This window comes from Bacillus sp. PK6-025 (assembly GCF_056530265.1).
Map to the genome: position 1 here is coordinate 1,907,477 of NZ_CP096509.1, position 16,892 is coordinate 1,924,368.

Sequence of the window (16,892 nt, forward strand, 5' to 3'; positions counted from 1 at the left end):
ATATGATGGATAAATAACTGCACGCTTCCGGCGTATATGGTATGGTAGCTAGTAAGTATAGGAAAAGGGAGGATATGAATGATCATCGTCACAACAGATACAATCGCGAATCAAAATATCGTCGAAGTCAAAGGGCTTGTCACCAGCAGCATCGTTCAGTCGCGGAATATCGGAAAAGATATTCTGTCAGGATTGAAGTCGGTCATTGGCGGAGAATTAAAAAATTACACCCAAATGCTTGAGGATTCGAAAAAAGCTGTGAGGGAACGGCTCGTGAATCAAGCTGAAGAACTCGGAGCAAACGCGATCGTCGGTCTAAGGTTCGAACTATCTGCAGGCCAGGGTACCTCCGAACTAATCGGATATGGTACGGCTGTTGTAATCGGCTGACGTTCAACCGAAAAACGAAGGCGGCGGCTATCATTGCCGCCTCAGCGGGTCAAGAAGGCTTCCCTGTCTGTTTGGTCTCTTTATGTTTTTGAGTCAGATGGGGATACTTTCTGTAGATGACAAGCGCTATGATCGCCATGTATAAGCCGTAGACACCGATAGAGATCAGCTTGTTTTCACTGAAATTGGCACCTGCGATCGAGACGACGAGAACGTTAGGGATTTTTCCAAGTGTCGAAGCCGCGAAAAAGACAGCCCATTTCACCTTGCTTAATCCGCAGACAATATTCATGACAACGGCGGGGATAACGGGGATCAGTCTGCCCAATAGTACGGCTGTAAAAGCATTTTGGTTAAAATAGGCTTCATATTCGCTCATTTTCGGGTATTTCGTTAAGCGTTTGCGAGCCAAATCTCTGAATCCGTAACGTGAGAGGAAGAACAAGAGCATGGTGCCGAGCATCGACCCTGTCAGCGTGATCAGCACGCCGTCTGCGATTCCGAACAAAGCGCCGTTTAATCCGGCAATGAGCGCAAACGGGACGATCGGGAAAAATACACAGGCCGCCACAAGCAGCATGCTGAATAGCACCGAATAAACGCCTCCGTCCCTGATGACGCCGAGCCAGGAATCTTTGCAGACGAATCCGACCGCGATGATACTTGCCATGATGATGATAGTGAATAGTTTTTTGATCATACCGCTCCCGCTGCCTTTCTTTGTTTTTAGCTTCTATATTTGCAATAAAGCTTCTTCCACGTTTGCCAAAATCTCGTCTGTTTTTGACAGGTTGCAATTGCTGAGCATAATCAGCACTTTTTTCTCGTTTATGTATCGGTTAATCGAGCTGATAAAACCGTGGATTTCTCCATCATGCCATATTTTATACTTGTTTTGATGATTAATAAACCATCCGTATCCGATCGAATTGTTTTGAATGAGTGCCGGAGAAGGGCCTTCGGCTGTAAAAGCCGGTTTTTTGACACAGCTGTAAAGCGCTTCTTTCAAAGCGCCTTTTGTGACAAGCTTTTCAGTGTAAAGCGCCCTGTCCCATAAGTACAAGTCTTCAACGGTTGAATACAGCCCGCTTTCCCCGTAGCCGTATACGATAGGCGCTTTGATCATTTCGCGATTCAGGCATAAGTATCCGACTGTGGGCGAAATATCTTCCGGGGAAGCGAAGAAACCGGAGTTTTTCATGCCTAAAGGGTCAAAGATCAATTCTTGAATGACATCTCCATAAGCTTCATTTGTGATTGTTTCAATGATTTTTGTGAGTAATATGTATCCTGAATTGCTGTAATTAAACCTTTGTCCCGGGCGAAATTCGAGCGGTTTGTCAATAAACCGGCCGATAAATTGGTCTAACGGTGCGCGCTCCAGCTCAATATCGAGCAATTCTTCCTCTAGAAAATCAGGAATTCCGGACGTATGGCTTAATAAATGTTTGATGGTAATGCTGTCGCCGTTCGGATAGCCTTCTAAATAGTTTTGTACCGGATCATCAGTACGAAGCAGCCCCTTTTCTTGCAGCTGCATGACCGCTATGGCTGTGAATTGCTTTGTCAGCGAAGCAATTTGGTAGCGTGTAGACGGTTTATTCTTCACTTTGTCCTTGCAATTAGCATAACCGTATCCTTTCGATAGCAGAATACCGTTTGAGTCTGCCAGCAAAATGCTGCCGTGAAAATGATTGTTGGATGCTTGTTCCATTAAATAATCATCAAGATGTTCCGCTGTATATACCAATAACAACAGTCCTTTCATATCTAATTATGAGGAGAAGGAAACGATAAACGATAGTTTTGAAAGGAAATGAAGCAGGAAGCGCGACAAAATAACATTATAAAAATTTTTTTGTATTTACCATCATTTACAGAATAATTTAAACTAAATTTAAAATATGGCAATTTCATGACATCCGTTAAAACGAGTGCTGTTTTGACGGTTGTTTTTTGTTTTAAAACGATTGAAATATAAGTCGGCAGTATCGAAAAGGGGAATAAAGTCGAGTGCGGCCTTAAACTAAGGTCTAAAGTTTGGTGTTTTTTTGTGAGAAAAAGGACTATATTAGTATTTTTTAATTTTAATTTAATTTTGAAGGGTTTTTCCTTTATTATCTATAATATGTTGTTTAACATGGTGAAAGAGATTTAAAATCATCGTTACTGTTATGAAGCGAAAAATAACGGGAGGTTAAAAAATGGGCCAAAAACATATCGCGATTTTTAATATTCCCGCTCACGGGCATATTAATCCGACGCTTGCTTTAACGGCAAGCCTTGTCAAACGCGGTTATCGGGTAACATATCCGGTAACGGATGAGTTTGTGAAAGCTGTTGAGGAAACTGGGGCAGAGCCGCTCAACTACCGCTCAACTTTAAATATCGATCCGCAGCAAATTCGGGAGCTGATGAAAAATAAAAAGGATATGACACAGGCTCCGATGATGTTTATGAAAGAAATGGAGGAGGTTCTTCCTCAGCTTGAAGCGCTTTATGAGAATGACAAGCCTGACCTCATCCTTTTTGACTTTATGGCCATGGCGGGAAAAATGCTGGCTGAGAAGTTTGGAATAGAGGCGGTTCGCCTTTGTTCTACATATGCACAGAACGAACATTTTTCATTCAAATCAATGTCTGAAGAGTTTAAGATCGAGCTCACGCCTGAGCAAGAAGCCGCTTTGAAAAATGCGAATCTTCCGTCATTTAATTTTGAAGAGATGTTCGAACCGGCAAAATTGAACATTGTATTTATGCCTCGTGCTTTTCAGCCTTACGGCGAAACGTTTGATGAACGGTTCTCTTTTGTCGGTCCTTCTCTAGCCAAACGCAAGTTTCAGGAAAAAGACACGCCGGTTATTTCGGACAGCGGCCGTCCTGTCATGCTGATTTCTTTAGGGACGGCGTTCAATGCCTGGCCGGAATTTTATCATATGTGCATCGAAGCATTCAGGGACACGAAGTGGCAGGTGATCATGGCTGTCGGCACGACAATCGATCCTGAAAGCTTTGACGACATACCTGATAACTTTTCGATTCATCAGCGCGTTCCCCAGCTGGAAATCCTGAAGAAAGCAGAGCTTTTCATCACCCATGGGGGTATGAACAGTACGATGGAAGGATTGAATGCCGGTGTACCGCTTGTTGCCGTCCCGCAAATGCCTGAACAGGAAATCACTGCCCGCCGCGTCGAAGAACTCGGGCTTGGCAAGCATTTGCAGCCGGAGGACACAACAGTTGCTTCATTGCGGGAAGCCGTCTCCCAGACGGACGGTAACCTGGATGTCCTGAAACGCGTAAAGGACATGCAAGAGCACATTAAACAAGCAGGAGGAGCCGAGAAAGCCGCAGATGAAATTGAGTCATTTTTAGCACCGGCAGGAGTGAAATAACCATATGAAGGAACCCGGGAAATCCCCGGGTTTTTTGTTGCAGCCGAAAGGAAGCGGGAAAAGTATACAGAGGCGCTTTTTGAACATACTACCTTCTATTAAATGTATTAAAAAGGAGGAAGTGATTTGTCAAATCAGGGCAATTTCAAAAAAACGATCTCTCTGCTTGACCTGATTTTGATCGGCATGGGAGCGATATTCGGCTCGGCTTGGCTGTTTGCCGTCAGCAATGTCGCTTCAAAAGCCGGGCCCGCGGGAAGCTTTTCGTGGATTATCGGCGGTGTCATTATCCTTTTAATCGGCCTCGTTTATGCCGAGCTGGGAGCTGCTTTGCCGCGGACGGGCGGGATTATCCGCTATCCGGTGTATACCCACGGCCACCTTGTCGGATACTTGATTTCATTTATCACGATCGTTGCCTATACAAGCCTGATTTCAATCGAAGTGACCGCTGTCAGGCAATACGTAGCTTATTGGTTTCCCGGTTTGACGATAAAAGGTTCTGAATCGCCGACGATTATCGGCTGGCTTTTGCAGTTTGTGCTGCTTTGTTTGTTCTTTTTACTCAATTATTGGAGTGTCAAAGCGTTTGCGAAATCAAATTTAATCATTTCGGTTTTTAAGTATTTTGTTCCTTTGACGATCATTGTCGTATTGATATTCCATTTTAAGTCGGCCAACTTTGCGGGAGAATTTGCCCCGTTTGGCTTTGACGGGGTGCAGGCGTCCATTTCGACCGGCGGGGTGATGTTTGCATACCTCGGTCTTCATCCGATCGTTTCGGTCGCTGGTGAAGTGAAAAATCCGCAGCGGAACATCCCGGTCGCTCTGCTGATTTGCATCATTGTTTCGGCTTGCATTTATACGATACTGCAAGTGGTGTTTATCGGAGCCATCCCGACTGATATGCTGAATGACGGCTGGAAAGCGATCGGCAAGGAATTTTCTCTTCCATTCAAAGACATCGCGGTGCTTCTTGGGATGGGCTGGCTTGCCACTCTTGTCGTTCTGGATGCGATCTTATCACCCGGCGGAAACGGCAATATTTTTATGAATACGACGTCGCGCTTGGTTTATGCATGGGCGCGGAACGGCACGTTGTTCAAAGTGTTTGCCAAGGTGAATAAATCGACGGGAATTCCGCGTCCGTCGTTGTGGCTGTCGTTCGCGCTCGCCGTTTTTTGGACGCTTCCTTTTCCGTCTTGGGACGCGCTCGTCAATGTTTGCTCTGTAGCCTTGATTCTTTCCTATGCGATTGCTCCGGTTTCAGCGGCAGCGCTGAATGTGAATGCCAAGCAGCTCAACAAGCCTCTGCAAATCAAGGGGATGGCTGTCATTGCTCCTGTCTCCTTCGTATTTGCGTCGTATATCGTCTATTGGTCAGGCTGGAACACCGTGTCATGGCTGCTCGGATCGCAGCTCGTGATGTTTGCCGTTTATTGCGCGTGTAAAAAATATGTTCCCAAAGACGATGTTTCGTTTGCACAGCAGCTTAAATCAAGCTGGTGGATTGTCGGTTATTATGTCATGCTCTTGATTTTGTCGTATCTCGGCTCATTCGGTAACGGCGTGGGCCTATTGAGGACGCCGGTCGATTTAATCTTGATCGCAGCAGGATCGATTGCGGTATTTTACTGGGCGAAATATACGGCCCTTCCAAAGGCAGTCATTGATTATGATGAGAAAAAAGAAGAAACCGTTTAAATAAGAATCCCCCGCGTATGGACTGCGGGGGATTCACGCGTTTTCATTACAGTTGCGGAAGATCTTTAGCTGTTTCGGCAGCTTTGGTATCAACTTGAATTTGTTGAGATAAATTGGCAGGATGGTAATAACCTTTTGACATCATATAGTTTGTGATCTGTTCATGAGTATCAATCGCGTCGTTTAAATACTGCTTAAGCGTTTCACGCACTTCTGGAGAAGATGTTTCTGTGATAGCAGTGGCAATGTTTTTGACACCGGTTTTCGCTGAGATTAAAAAGTCGGTCGCTATCACTTGTTCAGTCATCGCGCCCATTCCTGTCATGTTTTGGATGAATTCGTTCATACGGTTTCACCTCTCATTGACAGCAGTCCTTGCAAATGCTCGATCTGATGCTTTGTTTGGGAAGCATCCCGTTCCAAGATGTCGCGAAGCTCTTGATCCTGCACCATTCCCGTCATTGTTGATGACTTAGTCAGGCAAAGGTTTTTAAACATTAACAGCTCATGCAGTTCCAATGTTTCATGAATCCCATTATTCAATTGCAAACATTCCTTTCAGATTTGTTATTGTGTGAAGGACACATCATTAGTATCAAGGTTCGTTAGCGGGATTATTCTGTTTGCTGTTTTACAATAAATTACATGTTGCTGTCAGGCTTTTCTGACGCGAAAGAATTTGGTCAAGAGCCAGGTTCCTTGCGGAAAACTGAGCGTGAGCTGCCAGACACCGCCGCCGCCAAGTCCGTATTCGATGATGAGTTGCAGTTTTTTTCCAATACTGCGTGCGTCTTCAAACCATATGATGTGCCTTCTGCCTTGTTCATCTGTGTATTGGAGAAAAGGGGACTCAGACTTTGTATCATATTGAATCGGTACCTGGTGCTTCATGGCGAGCTGAACGGCGCCTTGGTTGGCGATTCCCGGGTATACGGTACCAGGCTGATAGGGCAGCGTCCAGTTATAGCCGTAAAGCGGAAAGCCGAGAATGATTTTTTCTTTTGGAATATGGCGAAGGGCAAATTGAATCGTCTGCCGGACTTCATTGATCGGAGCGACGGGGCCGGGTTCGCTTGTTCCGTGGTGCCAGTCGTATGCCATGATAAAGACAAGGTCGCTCACTGCGCCGATTCCGCCATAGTCATACCCTTTCAGCCAGGCGATATTTTCATTTGTTTTCGGCGGAACGGCAACCGTCAACACATAACCGGAAGGCTTCAGCCGCTCTTTCAACAGGCGGAGAAAACCTGAAAATAAATCTCTGTCTTCCTCCACAATCTGTTCGAAATCAATATTGACGCCAGCATATCCTTTTCTGGAAATCGTTTGAACAATATTGTCGATGAGTCGGTTTCTTACGGCAGGCTGATTTAATACGCGGTGCGCAAGAGACGGACTAAAGCCTGTTTCTGTCAGATTGGTGACTGTCATGAGGGGAGGAACGCGCCGCCTCCAGGCCGTTTGTACCGCCGGTGAATCATTCAGCTCGCTTAACGATCCGTCGCTTGAAATATGGTATTCAAAAAATGCCAGATATGTGGCGTAGGGGGCAAAATTATGAATCAATTCCTGGTCTAAGCCGGGGTTTCTCAATGTGTAATATCCTAAAGCGGTGATCGGTTTTTTCGGCAATTCCGGAATCGTCACTTTCATCCCCGGCCTCATATTGGCAGGCGTTACAGACGGATTTGCTTTTTGCAATGCTTCGGCGGATACAAACGTCCAGCGGGCGATCGAATCATAATTGTCTCCCTGCTGAACCGTATATGTATAAAGCGGTATTAAAAGAGCCTGTCCGGGGACAATGTTTGTTTCGACCAACCCGTTTGCCAATCGGATCTGGTCAATCGAAATTCCGAACCTGGCACCGATGACAAATAATGAATCTCCCGGCTGAACCGTATAAATAAACAACGGGCACACTTCCTTTTATTCCTCTGTATGTGACAGGGGTTTTATGCTATGTCTATGACCGGAGCTGAAGGATCATGCGCCGATTTTCTCAATCGGAATGGTGAATAGATCCGTGAAGCGGATAATTCTTGACTGATCGATCTAAAAAGTGTATTCTTCAAATAAAGGAGGTGATAAAGGCTTGGGAAGAAGCAAAGAATTCGATACCGCCCTCGTCCTTCATAAAGCAATGGAGGTTTTCGGCCAATTCGGCTATGAAGGCGCATCGATGCAAGAGCTGCTCAGCCGCCTGGGAATTGCCAGGCAAAGTCTGTACAATACATTCGGCACGAAACGGGATCTGTTTATTGCCGCTCTTACAAGATATCTTGATGATAAAAATGCTCAAGTAATCGCCAGGCTTGAAAGCCCCGGCTCAGTGAAGCAATCGGTTCGGCAGATCTTTCAGGAAAGCTTAAACGCTCTGAAAGACCCCGAGCGCTCAAAGGCATGCTATATCATCAACAGTGCAATTGAACAAATTCCCCGTGATCAAGAGGTTGCCGAATACTTTGATAAGCAGACAAAGCAACTGGAAACCGCCTTTTACAAAGCGCTTGTCCGGGCCGAGTCACAGGGGGAACTAAAGAAGGGAGATCAAGATCTTTCAGCAGTTGCCCGTTTTTTAAATCAAACCCGGCTGTCGCTCACGTTTCAGGCGAAGTTAACGGGGGACTTTGACGCCCTTCAGGATTTGATCGATGTCAGCCTGTCTGTTCTTGATTAAAGAATTTTTTTCGTCAAGGGAAGATGGGCTGCCGCTCGTTTTTATCACTATTTTAGACCAAGTGGTCAAAAAAGAATGGGGGAAAGAAAATGGCGCATACGATAACCGATGTGATGAAACAATTTTTGCAGTCGATGCTCGAAAAGGATATGGAAAAGTGGATACAGCTTTGGGATCAAGACGCGGTGTTTGAGCATCCATATGCACCGCCAGGTTTTCCTAAAAAACTAGAAGGAAAGTCGGCGATTTACGAATATATAAAGGATTTTCCCGAAAAGATCGATATTGTCCGCTTCACAGCGCCCACTATTCATCAAATGGCAAATACGGGCTATGCAGCTGTCGAATTTGAATGTGAAGGCACGGTGTGCGAGACGGGGCTTCCTTATAACCAACAGTACATCAGCCTTGTAAACATGAAAGAGGGCAAAATTGTCCACTACAAAGATTATTGGAATCCTCTGACTGTCATCGAATCGTTCGGGGGACGGCTGCAGACTTTTTAATGACGTAACAAGGAGTGATAAAAGTGGAGAAAAAAATATTGATTACCGGCGGAACCGGCACGACTGGAAGCCGAATCGCCAAACGGCTTGTACGTTTGGGGGCCGGTGTCCGGATCGCAAGCCGGAGAATGCCTGCAATGGCCGGAACGGAACATGCGTATTTTGACTGGAATGATCAAAAAACTTACAGAGACGCATTAAAAAACACGAACTCATTGTATTTGGTTGCGCCTGTCGGTGTATTCGAACCGTCGCCGCTCGTTGTGCCGTTTTTGGAAATGGCAGCGGCATCCGGCGTCCGCCGCATTGTTCTGCTCAGCGCTGCCATTATTGATGAAGACGGACCCGTATTCGGGAAGCTTCATCACGCGGTCAGGCGATATGTTCCTGAATGGACGGTGCTAAAGCCTTCATATTTCATGCAGAATTTTGACCATCAGCATGGCGCTTCGATTCGGAAGAAAAATGAAATCGTCACGGCGTCAGGCAGCGGCAAAGTCGGGTTTATAGATGCAGACGATATTGCTGAAGTGGCTGTGCGGGCATTGCTTGATCAAAAGCCGCATAATACGAGCCATATCTTGACCGGGCCGGAAGCCTTGAGTTATGCTGAAGCCGCGGCAATCATCGGCAGAGCGGCAGGCCGCGACGTCAGGCATGTCAATGTCGAAGTGTCCGCTTTGAGGGAAAGGTATATAAAAGCAGGATTATCTCCCGATTATGCCGGATTCATGTCGGAACTAGACGAGAAAATCAAGAATGGCAAAGAAAACCGCATCACAGATACAGTAGAACGCATCACGGGAAAAAAACCGCGTTCACTGGCTGATTTCGCCAATGAACATGCCGGACGCTGGCGTCTGCTTTAACTCGTTCCTGAGACTGAACGGTCTTTTCTCTTTATTTTTGACCGTTCAGTCTAATTAGTAGAATGTTTCGTTGATTTCCCATGACTCAACTGTACAGTAGGCCAAGTGAGGGTCCATACCCATGCCCATTAAATAAGCCATTGCCGCTACTTCTTCCATGGCGTGGTGATAGGAAGTGGTTTGCGCTTCATTTAAACCGTAATGAACAAAAGGCGCAACTGTGCACAACGTCTTATGTTTCAAGTGCGGAAACAACGGGCATTTGATGTGGTGCACGGCTGCTTCGGCGTGCTGATACTGGGGGATATGCATATGCTGTTTGGGAGCCGGTGTCTGCTGTAAATGTTCTACATTCTCCATTTCTTTTCGTCCTTTCTTGCGCGGATTTTCGTTGTATTCTATGTTCCGCTCATGCCCCGTGTGTTAGACGGCTGTCACGGTTTACCGGTTTTTTAGGCAAATCAACAGACATAAAGGTCAAATACCGGTAGACTTTAAGCAGGATAAAAAAAGGAGGTATTTTTTATGGCTAGACATCATTTTTACCTTCAGGCAGACTGGCCTGGAAAACGTAACGACATCGGAAGGATTGAAAGCGGGAATTTAAAAACAGAAATTTCAATTCCAAAGGAAATGGACGGTCCGGGGGCAGGGACAAACCCTGACGAAATGCTGCTCGGCGCCGCTGCGACTTGCTATATCATCACGCTTGCAGCCATGATGGAAAGAAGCGGATTGGAAAAAGAGAGCCTGACGATGGAATCCGAGGCTGTTGTCGATGTGACAGGCGGGGTGTTTACGTACGAAAAAATCATTCACAGACCTCTGATCCGCCTTCCGAAAGAAGCGGCGGAAAAAGAGGTACAACTTGCCGAAAGACTGGCTGAAAAGGCGGAGACATCCTGTATGATATCAAGGGCGGTTCAGGGCAATGTCGCCATTGAATTAGACCCAAAGATTGTCGTCTCCAAAGCGGATTAGATTTCGATCGTGAGCTGAGCCTTTTGGTCTGCGGCGTCAGCATGCTTTGAATTGAGCAAAAAGACGCCGCAGATGATCAATACAAGCCCAATAAGAGTTTTGAGATTGAATGGCTCCTGAAATATAAAATACCCGATCGCAGCTGTCAAAGCCGTCCCGGTGCCGGCCCAAGTCGCATAAGCCGCAGATAAAGGCAGTGTTTTTAATGAAAAGCTCAGAAACGTAAAAGAAGCCGCAAAACCGATCATGACACCGGCCGCGGGCAGGGGGGCGCTAAAGCCTTCTGACAGCTTCAGCATCGTGCTTCCGAATACTTCGGACAAAATGGCAGCCGCCAAAAAGATCATGCCTTTCATGACATTCTCCTCCTTATGACAGATTGATCAGGACAACGCCTGACACGAGACAAATAATGCCGGCGATATTTCGCCGGTTCAGCTTTTCTTGAAACCACAAGACGCCGATGATTGCAGTCAGTACGGTGCCCGCTCCGCTCCAAGTCGCATAGGAGAGGCTTAGCGGGATGACCTGCAATGTGAGCGACATCATGTAAAATGCGAGACCGTAGCCGATCACTACGAGAACCGACGGCCGCCAGCGCGCGAACCCGTCAGATATTTTCAGCATGGCGGCTGCCGCCGCTTCTGACAAGATGGCGATCATTAGAAAAATGTAGCCTGCAATCATATGAAATCCTCCTCTATCAATGTTATTCCATGATTCAAAAGGAGAGCTTTCTCTTCGTCAGCCAGCAGTTCCAATTGAAACAAAAGACTTTGACCATTTGCCAGCGCTCTTTTCACACAACTCACGCTGCGGTTTAAGACATGCTGCCGCAGCAAGGGCGCTTGTACAAAGTTAGTTTTCATTCGAATATCAAAAAACGCAGCCCATAAATGATCTTAAAGTGTTAAAGGTGTATTTCGCAATCGTCATGAGGCCGCTTCAAAGATTTCTTCTTTTTTAGACATAAAAAAAACCCGTATTACTAACCGGTTGGTAAAATCCATCTTAATTGATGCAAAAGTTCTAAGTCAAGAAAAAAGTTATGTAAAAAGGCCCCTGGAAGAGCCTTTATCTGTCAGAAAAAAGGATAGTAAGGATACGGCGGATACGGATATCCCCAAGGGCCGAGAAGCGCTCCGGCAGTAAGTCCGCCCAAAAAACCTCCGAAGAAGGGGCCCGGACCGAAAAACGGACGCGGGCCGAAAAACGGGCGCCCAAAAGGTCCGCCAAAGAAAGGTCTGCCGATGATGCGCTGGTTGTCGTCGCCATATACAGGAGCGTGCTCGAAATGATTCATAAAAAAATCCCTCCAATAATAAAATGAAACCTGACTAACATCACTGTATTCTGCCCAGCCGTTTTTGCTTGGGCGCCCGTCGTATTTTTTAGTGAAGCCGCCCTTAAAAAGGAGTGAATGAAACATGCTGTATCAGTCGGATTGGTCAAAAGCGCCTCCCCATGCCCACGCTTACAGGGCGAGAACATCGACTGCCAATGGCCATTACCACCTAATTGAAGGCTTTTCCCAGCCGGCAAACGGGAGCAATACAGATGGGCACGTTCATTTTTATTCCGGCATCACTTCTTTCGATAAGGGACATTATCACAGGTATTACGCGATTACGGGGCCCGCGATTCCGCGGGCGGACGGCACGCACTATCATGAAATCGGGGGCACGACTTATCTGGCATATTCTGCGGCTCCCCCGATCAGATTTGGCGGAGTCGTGTATGTAAGCGATGGAAGAAAGGAGAGGCACCGGCATACTTTTAAAGGTTCCACTAGAGAAATTGTGGGGAATGAGCCGATAGGGTGGTGAGGGAATGTTTGGAAAGCAATGAAAACGGGTAAAATGAAATGGATGTTTTTGAACGTGAAATGGTATAATGGGAGGAGCTTGTTTAAAGAGAGTGATCAGCAGTGAATAAAACGAAACCGCCGGTCATCGTTTTGATCGGACCGACCGCTGTCGGTAAAACAAAATTAAGCGTGATGCTGGCCGAGCATTTGAATGCGGAAATTATCAGCGGAGATTCGATGCAGATTTACAAAAGAATGGATATCGGCACAGCAAAAATTAAAGAAGAAGAAATGAACGGGGTTCCGCATCACTTGATCGATATTAAAGAACCGACGGAATCTTTCTCGGTTGCTGAATATCAGGAGATCGTCAGACAAAAAATCGCAGAGATTGGCAGGCGAGGGAAGCTTCCGATGATTGTGGGGGGGACAGGGCTCTATATCCAGTCTGTCCTTTATGACTATTCATTCACAGAGGAAGCGGGCGATCCTGAGTTCCGAGCGGAGATGGAGGCGCTCTCTGACAAGAGAGGAGCCGAATATGTTCACTGTCTTTTGGAAGAGCGCGATCCCGAAGCGGCAAAAGCCATACATCCAAACAATAAACGAAGGGTCATCAGGGCGCTTGAAATTTTCCATACGACAGGAAAAACGATGTCTGAACATATAGAAGGACAGCGAAAAGAGCTGTTATACACCACGGCTCTCATCGGTTTGACGATGGAACGGGAAGTGCTGTATGACAGGATCAACAGCCGCGTAGACCAGATGATGGATGAGGGGCTGCTGAATGAAGTGAAACAGCTTTATGATGAAAACATAAGAAATTGCCAGTCTGTTCAGGCCATCGGGTACAAAGAGCTTTATGCGCACCTTGAAGGCAGAGTGTCCTTGGAAGAGGCGGTTGAGACGTTGAAGCGGAATTCGAGACGCTACGCCAAAAGACAGCTGACATGGTTCAGAAATCAAATGGATGTCGCCTGGTATGACATGACGCCCCCTGTCAATATCGAGCAGAAAAAACAGGAAATTTTCACTTACATAGCAGGAAAGCTCGAACTTTAATCGAAACAGTATGGTATAGAGAAACAAGGAGGACCAGAAACATGAAATCGATAAATATTCAAGATCAGTTTTTGAATCAGATTCGGAAAGAAAGTACATTTGTCACGGTCTTTTTACTGAATGGATTTCAGCTGCGCGGACAAGTAAAAGGATTTGACAACTTTACAGTGTTGATTGAATCGGAAGGAAAGCAGCAGCTTATATACAAACATGCCATTTCCACATTTGCACCGCAAAAAAACGTTCAACTCGAACTCGAATAGCGATTTACGGCTAAAAGACCATGCCTGGCATGGTCTTTTCAGATTGCCTGACAAAATCCTGAAACAGTTTACTGTTTTGGGATTTTGTCGTTTTCGAGGCGACTTTACAATCAACTGCGGCCGTTGCCGGTCCGAGCAGGATTCTGGGAATAAAAGGAACGGAGACCAATTGCTGGACATCCTGTCTAAAACGCCGCCGTCATCACGTCCTGTGAAAGACCGAGGCATTCAAATTTACAAAGCGGCATCTAATCGCTAAACTAAGTAGTGTTTACATCAATTCAGTTTGAAAATGAAAAGGAATGAGCGAACAATGAAACCTAAGATCGTCATCAACCATTGGGAAGAGACGTGTGAAGATGATTCCTGCTATGAATACGGCACAAGTATTCTCGTCAACGGAAAAGAACTTGTCAGGGAAGCGTCGATCATGACGGCTGTTCAGTCGGTTCTTAAGGAACTCGGCATCGAAGCCGATATTAAAGAGGTATGCGAGAACAAGTGCTGTGACACTTACAAAAAATAAGCGAAAAAGTCTAGTCTACTAACTCAATTTTTTTCGTGTTATGATAGATTTCGGTTTGTGAGTAGGATGAGCGAACGGCTCTCATTCTACTCATATTTCTTTGGCCTTAGGCCTCCTAAGCTGAAGCAAATTGTGAACTTTCATCAACCTGAGCACAATATATTGTGTTTTCTTGAATGATAGTATACTATATATTGTGTAAGGTTCGAGTTGAAAGACTCGGAAACAATTTTACTAGGTCGTGATAATGATGATTCAGATCGTATTTGATTCAAAAACGGGAAACGTTCAGCGCTTTGTGGATAAGACGCCTTTTCGCAATAAACGGAAAGTCAGCACAGAGGAGTATCTAGACGAACCGTTTGTTTTGATCACGTACACGACAGGGTTTGGGGAAGTTCCGAAAACGACTGAGATGTTTCTTGAGAAAAACGCCCATCTTCTTTTGGGAGTTGCGGCAAGCGGAAACAGAGTGTGGGGAGACAATTTTGCGAAAAGCGCAGAAAAAATCTCGAAGCAGTATCAGGTTCCGATTCTCGGCAAATTTGAGCTCAGCGGGACGGCCAAAGACGTTGAACTGTTTACTCAGGAGGTAGAAAGAATTGTCACAAAATCAAGTGCCAAAATGGATCCAGTTAAACAATGAGATCATGATCCAAAAAGACGGGAAATTCCAGTTTGATAAAGATAAAGAAGCTGTACATAGTTATTTTGTAGACTATATCAACCAAAATACGGTATTTTTCCATGATCTGAAAGAGAAAATCGATTACTTAATCAAGAATGACTACTATGAAGAAGAGTTTTTAAGCCGCTACACGTTCGAAGAAATCAAGGAAGTGTTCAAAGAGGCTTACGCTAAAAAATTCAGATTCCCGTCCTTTATGAGCGCTTTTAAGTTTTACAATGACTATGCGCTGAAGACAAACGACAAGAAAAAAATTCTTGAACGCTATGAAGACAGAATCTCTATCGTAGCTTTATTTTTTGCAAACGGGGATAAGGAGAAGGCGAAGGAATTCGTCAGAATGATGATCAACCAGGAGTATCAGCCGAGCACGCCGACGTTCTTAAATGCCGGCCGCAAACGCCGCGGAGAGCTGGTCAGCTGCTTCCTCTTGGAAGTCAATGATTCCTTGAACGACATCTCGAGAGCGATTGATATTTCAATGCAGCTGTCAAAGCTAGGCGGAGGCGTATCGTTGAACCTTTCAAAACTGCGTGCGAAAGGCGAAGCGATCAAAGATGTCGAAAACGCGACAAAAGGCGTTGTCGGCGTGATGAAGCTTCTTGACAACGCATTCCGTTACGCTGATCAGATGGGACAAAGACAAGGCTCAGGGGCTGCATACTTAAACATTTTCCACCGCGACATCAACGATTTCCTCGATACGAAGAAGATTTCCGCTGATGAGGATGTCCGGGTGAAAACATTGTCCATCGGAGTCGTCATTCCAGATAAATTCATCGAGCTTGCAAGAGAGGATAAAGCGGCATACGTATTCTATCCGCACACCGTTTATAAAGCGTACGGCGAGCACCTCGATGAAATGGACATGAACGAGATGTACGACCGGCTTGTGGAAGATCCGCGCGTCAAAAAAGAAAAAATCCACCCGCGCAAGATGCTCGAAAAGCTTGCGATGTTAAGATCGGAATCAGGATATCCGTACATTATGTTCCAGGACAATGTCAACAACGCGCATGCGAACAATCATATTTCCAAGGTTAAATTTTCCAACCTTTGCTCAGAGGTTCTTCAGGCTTCACAGGTTTCTTCATACACAGACTACGGTCAAGAAGATGAGATCGGCCTTGACATCTCCTGCAACCTTGGTTCATTGAACATATTGAACGTCATGAAAAACAAATCGCTTGAGCAGACGGTTAAGCTTGCAACCGATTCGCTGACGCACGTTTCTGAAACGACGAACATTACAAACGCACCGGCGGTCAAAAAAGCGAACAAAGCGATGAAATCCATCGGCCTTGGAGCGATGAACCTGCACGGATTCCTGGCACAGAACAATATCGCCTACGAAAGTGAGGAAGCGAGGGACTTCGCGAACACTTTCTTTATGATGATGAACTTTTACTCGATTGAACGGTCTGCCGAAATCGCCAAAGAAAAAGGTGAGACGTACCATAACTACGAAGGTTCGGCTTACGCAACGGGTGAATACTTCGAAAAGTATGTTACACAAGATTTCTCGCCTAAATTCGAAAAAGTGGCCAAGCTTTTTGAAGGCATGCACATCCCGACAAAAGAAGACTGGGAACAGCTGAAACAGTTTGTCAAAGAACACGGATTGTACCACAGCTACAGGCTGTGCATCGCACCGACCGGGTCCATTTCATATGTACAGTCAAGCACGGCATCAGTCATGCCGATCATGGAGCGGATTGAAGAAAGAACTTACGGCAACTCCAAGACGTATTATCCGATGCCTGGACTTGCGCCGAGCAACTGGTTCTACTATAAAGAAGCGTATGATATGGACATGTTCAGAGTTGTCGACATGATCTCGACGATTCAGCAGCACGTTGACCAAGGCATAAGCTTTACATTGTTCCTGAAAGATACAATGACGACACGCGATCTGAACCGGATCGATCTTTATGCCCACCATAAAGGAATCAAAACACTTTACTATGCAAGAACGAAGGATACAGGGCAAGAAGGCTGCCTTTCTTGTGTCGTTTGAT

The 16,892-nt window shown here is 45.7% G+C and carries 22 protein-coding genes; 13 read left to right on the top strand and 9 right to left on the bottom strand.

Going from position 1 to position 16,892, the window contains the following annotated elements:
* The first annotated feature begins 78 nt into the window (after positions 1-78).
* Positions 79-390, top strand: a complete 312-nt coding sequence (locus tag M1D67_RS09855) for a YbjQ family protein (protein ID WP_003182008.1) — start codon at positions 79-81, stop codon at positions 388-390.
* 49 nt (positions 391-439) lie between these two features.
* On the opposite strand, the gene M1D67_RS09860 is transcribed toward M1D67_RS09855, so the two are convergent.
* Both M1D67_RS09860 and M1D67_RS09865 read right to left on the bottom strand, forming a co-directional pair.
* Entirely contained in the window at positions 440-1,090 is a 651-nt protein-coding gene (locus M1D67_RS09860; protein WP_020451483.1) for a TVP38/TMEM64 family protein, read from the bottom strand.
* Positions 1,091-1,123: 33 nt separating this feature from the next.
* Complete coding sequence (locus M1D67_RS09865; protein ID WP_035338705.1) at positions 1,124-2,140, bottom strand: serine hydrolase domain-containing protein; 1,017 nt, start codon at positions 2,138-2,140, stop codon at positions 1,124-1,126.
* 454 nt (positions 2,141-2,594) lie between these two features.
* Here M1D67_RS09865 and yjiC point away from each other — a divergent pair, with 454 nt between their 5' ends.
* Together yjiC and M1D67_RS09875 are read left to right on the top strand one after the other, a co-directional pair.
* A complete protein-coding gene (gene yjiC, locus M1D67_RS09870; RefSeq protein ID WP_020451485.1) occupies positions 2,595-3,785 on the top strand; it encodes a UDP-glycosyltransferase YjiC in 1,191 nt (396 codons plus the stop codon).
* A 126-nt stretch (positions 3,786-3,911) separates the two neighbouring features.
* The gene (locus M1D67_RS09875) at positions 3,912-5,489 is read left to right on the top strand and encodes an APC family permease (RefSeq protein ID WP_075213253.1); all 1,578 of its coding nucleotides are present in this window, start codon (positions 3,912-3,914) and stop codon (positions 5,487-5,489) included.
* Between the two features lie 46 nt (positions 5,490-5,535).
* Here the strand turns inward: M1D67_RS09875 and M1D67_RS09880 are convergent, their stop codons facing one another.
* The 3 genes from M1D67_RS09880 to M1D67_RS09890 all read right to left on the bottom strand — a co-directional run bounded on the left by M1D67_RS09880 (position 5,536) and on the right by M1D67_RS09890 (position 7,403).
* Positions 5,536-5,835: a spore coat protein gene (locus M1D67_RS09880; RefSeq protein ID WP_020451487.1), complete on the bottom strand. Its 300-nt coding sequence runs from the start codon at positions 5,833-5,835 to the stop codon at positions 5,536-5,538.
* Positions 5,832-6,032 (bottom strand): spore coat protein, encoded by a 201-nt coding sequence (locus tag M1D67_RS09885; protein ID WP_023857660.1) that lies wholly within the window; start codon positions 6,030-6,032, stop codon positions 5,832-5,834. The genes M1D67_RS09880 and M1D67_RS09885 overlap by 4 nt, the downstream gene beginning before the upstream one ends.
* Before the next feature lie 111 nt (positions 6,033-6,143).
* Positions 6,144-7,403: a glycosyl hydrolase family 18 protein gene (locus M1D67_RS09890; protein WP_026579704.1), complete on the bottom strand. Its 1,260-nt coding sequence runs from the start codon at positions 7,401-7,403 to the stop codon at positions 6,144-6,146.
* A gap of 181 nt (positions 7,404-7,584) precedes the next feature.
* Between M1D67_RS09890 and M1D67_RS09895 the strand changes: the two genes are divergently transcribed.
* The 3 genes from M1D67_RS09895 (at position 7,585) to M1D67_RS09905 (ending at position 9,544) form a co-directional block, all read left to right on the top strand.
* A complete protein-coding gene (locus tag M1D67_RS09895) occupies positions 7,585-8,169 on the top strand; it encodes a TetR/AcrR family transcriptional regulator (protein WP_080131388.1) in 585 nt (194 codons plus the stop codon).
* Positions 8,170-8,258: 89 nt separating this feature from the next.
* Positions 8,259-8,675 carry a nuclear transport factor 2 family protein gene (locus tag M1D67_RS09900; protein ID WP_080131389.1) on the top strand — a complete coding sequence of 139 codons (417 nt, stop codon included), beginning with the start codon at positions 8,259-8,261 and terminating at the stop codon, positions 8,673-8,675.
* A 17-nt stretch (positions 8,676-8,692) separates the two neighbouring features.
* Positions 8,693-9,544: an NmrA family NAD(P)-binding protein gene (locus M1D67_RS09905; protein ID WP_179289494.1), complete on the top strand. Its 852-nt coding sequence runs from the start codon at positions 8,693-8,695 to the stop codon at positions 9,542-9,544.
* A 54-nt stretch (positions 9,545-9,598) separates the two neighbouring features.
* On the opposite strand, the gene M1D67_RS09910 is transcribed toward M1D67_RS09905, so the two are convergent.
* Positions 9,599-9,904: a hypothetical protein gene (locus M1D67_RS09910; RefSeq protein ID WP_479831793.1), complete on the bottom strand. Its 306-nt coding sequence runs from the start codon at positions 9,902-9,904 to the stop codon at positions 9,599-9,601.
* 165 nt (positions 9,905-10,069) lie between these two features.
* Here M1D67_RS09910 and M1D67_RS09915 point away from each other — a divergent pair, with 165 nt between their 5' ends.
* Positions 10,070-10,525, top strand: coding sequence for an OsmC family protein (locus M1D67_RS09915; protein ID WP_023857657.1), 456 nt, complete (start codon positions 10,070-10,072; stop codon positions 10,523-10,525).
* On the opposite strand, the gene erbB is transcribed toward M1D67_RS09915, so the two are convergent.
* From erbB to M1D67_RS09930, 3 genes are all read right to left on the bottom strand, one after another.
* On the bottom strand, positions 10,522-10,881 hold the full coding sequence (erbB, locus tag M1D67_RS09920) for an SMR family multidrug efflux transporter EbrB (protein WP_023857656.1): 360 nt from the start codon (positions 10,879-10,881) through the stop codon (positions 10,522-10,524). The two genes, M1D67_RS09915 and erbB, sit on opposite strands and share 4 nt — an antisense overlap.
* A gap of 13 nt (positions 10,882-10,894) precedes the next feature.
* Positions 10,895-11,212, bottom strand: a complete 318-nt coding sequence (gene erbA, locus M1D67_RS09925) for an SMR family multidrug efflux transporter EbrA (protein WP_023857655.1) — start codon at positions 11,210-11,212, stop codon at positions 10,895-10,897.
* 394 nt (positions 11,213-11,606) lie between these two features.
* Positions 11,607-11,828 (bottom strand): hypothetical protein, encoded by a 222-nt coding sequence (locus M1D67_RS09930; RefSeq protein WP_020451497.1) that lies wholly within the window; start codon positions 11,826-11,828, stop codon positions 11,607-11,609.
* Between the two features lie 124 nt (positions 11,829-11,952).
* Here M1D67_RS09930 and M1D67_RS09935 point away from each other — a divergent pair, with 124 nt between their 5' ends.
* The 6 genes from M1D67_RS09935 to nrdE all read left to right on the top strand — a co-directional run bounded on the left by M1D67_RS09935 (position 11,953) and on the right by nrdE (position 16,891).
* Positions 11,953-12,351: a YmaF family protein gene (locus tag M1D67_RS09935; protein WP_026579702.1), complete on the top strand. Its 399-nt coding sequence runs from the start codon at positions 11,953-11,955 to the stop codon at positions 12,349-12,351.
* Positions 12,352-12,452: 101 nt separating this feature from the next.
* Positions 12,453-13,397, top strand: a complete 945-nt coding sequence (gene miaA / locus M1D67_RS09940) for a tRNA (adenosine(37)-N6)-dimethylallyltransferase MiaA (RefSeq protein WP_145645658.1) — start codon at positions 12,453-12,455, stop codon at positions 13,395-13,397.
* 41 nt (positions 13,398-13,438) lie between these two features.
* Positions 13,439-13,660, top strand: a complete 222-nt coding sequence (gene hfq, locus M1D67_RS09945; RefSeq protein WP_020451500.1) for an RNA chaperone Hfq — start codon at positions 13,439-13,441, stop codon at positions 13,658-13,660.
* 313 nt (positions 13,661-13,973) lie between these two features.
* Complete coding sequence (locus M1D67_RS09950) at positions 13,974-14,186, top strand: hypothetical protein (protein ID WP_020451502.1); 213 nt, start codon at positions 13,974-13,976, stop codon at positions 14,184-14,186.
* A gap of 250 nt (positions 14,187-14,436) precedes the next feature.
* Positions 14,437-14,832, top strand: coding sequence for a class Ib ribonucleoside-diphosphate reductase assembly flavoprotein NrdI (gene nrdI / locus M1D67_RS09955; RefSeq protein WP_020451503.1), 396 nt, complete (start codon positions 14,437-14,439; stop codon positions 14,830-14,832).
* Complete coding sequence (gene nrdE, locus M1D67_RS09960; RefSeq protein WP_020451504.1) at positions 14,789-16,891, top strand: class 1b ribonucleoside-diphosphate reductase subunit alpha; 2,103 nt, start codon at positions 14,789-14,791, stop codon at positions 16,889-16,891. Before nrdI ends, nrdE begins: the two co-directional genes overlap by 44 nt.
* The last annotated feature ends 1 nt before the right edge of the window (position 16,892 follow it).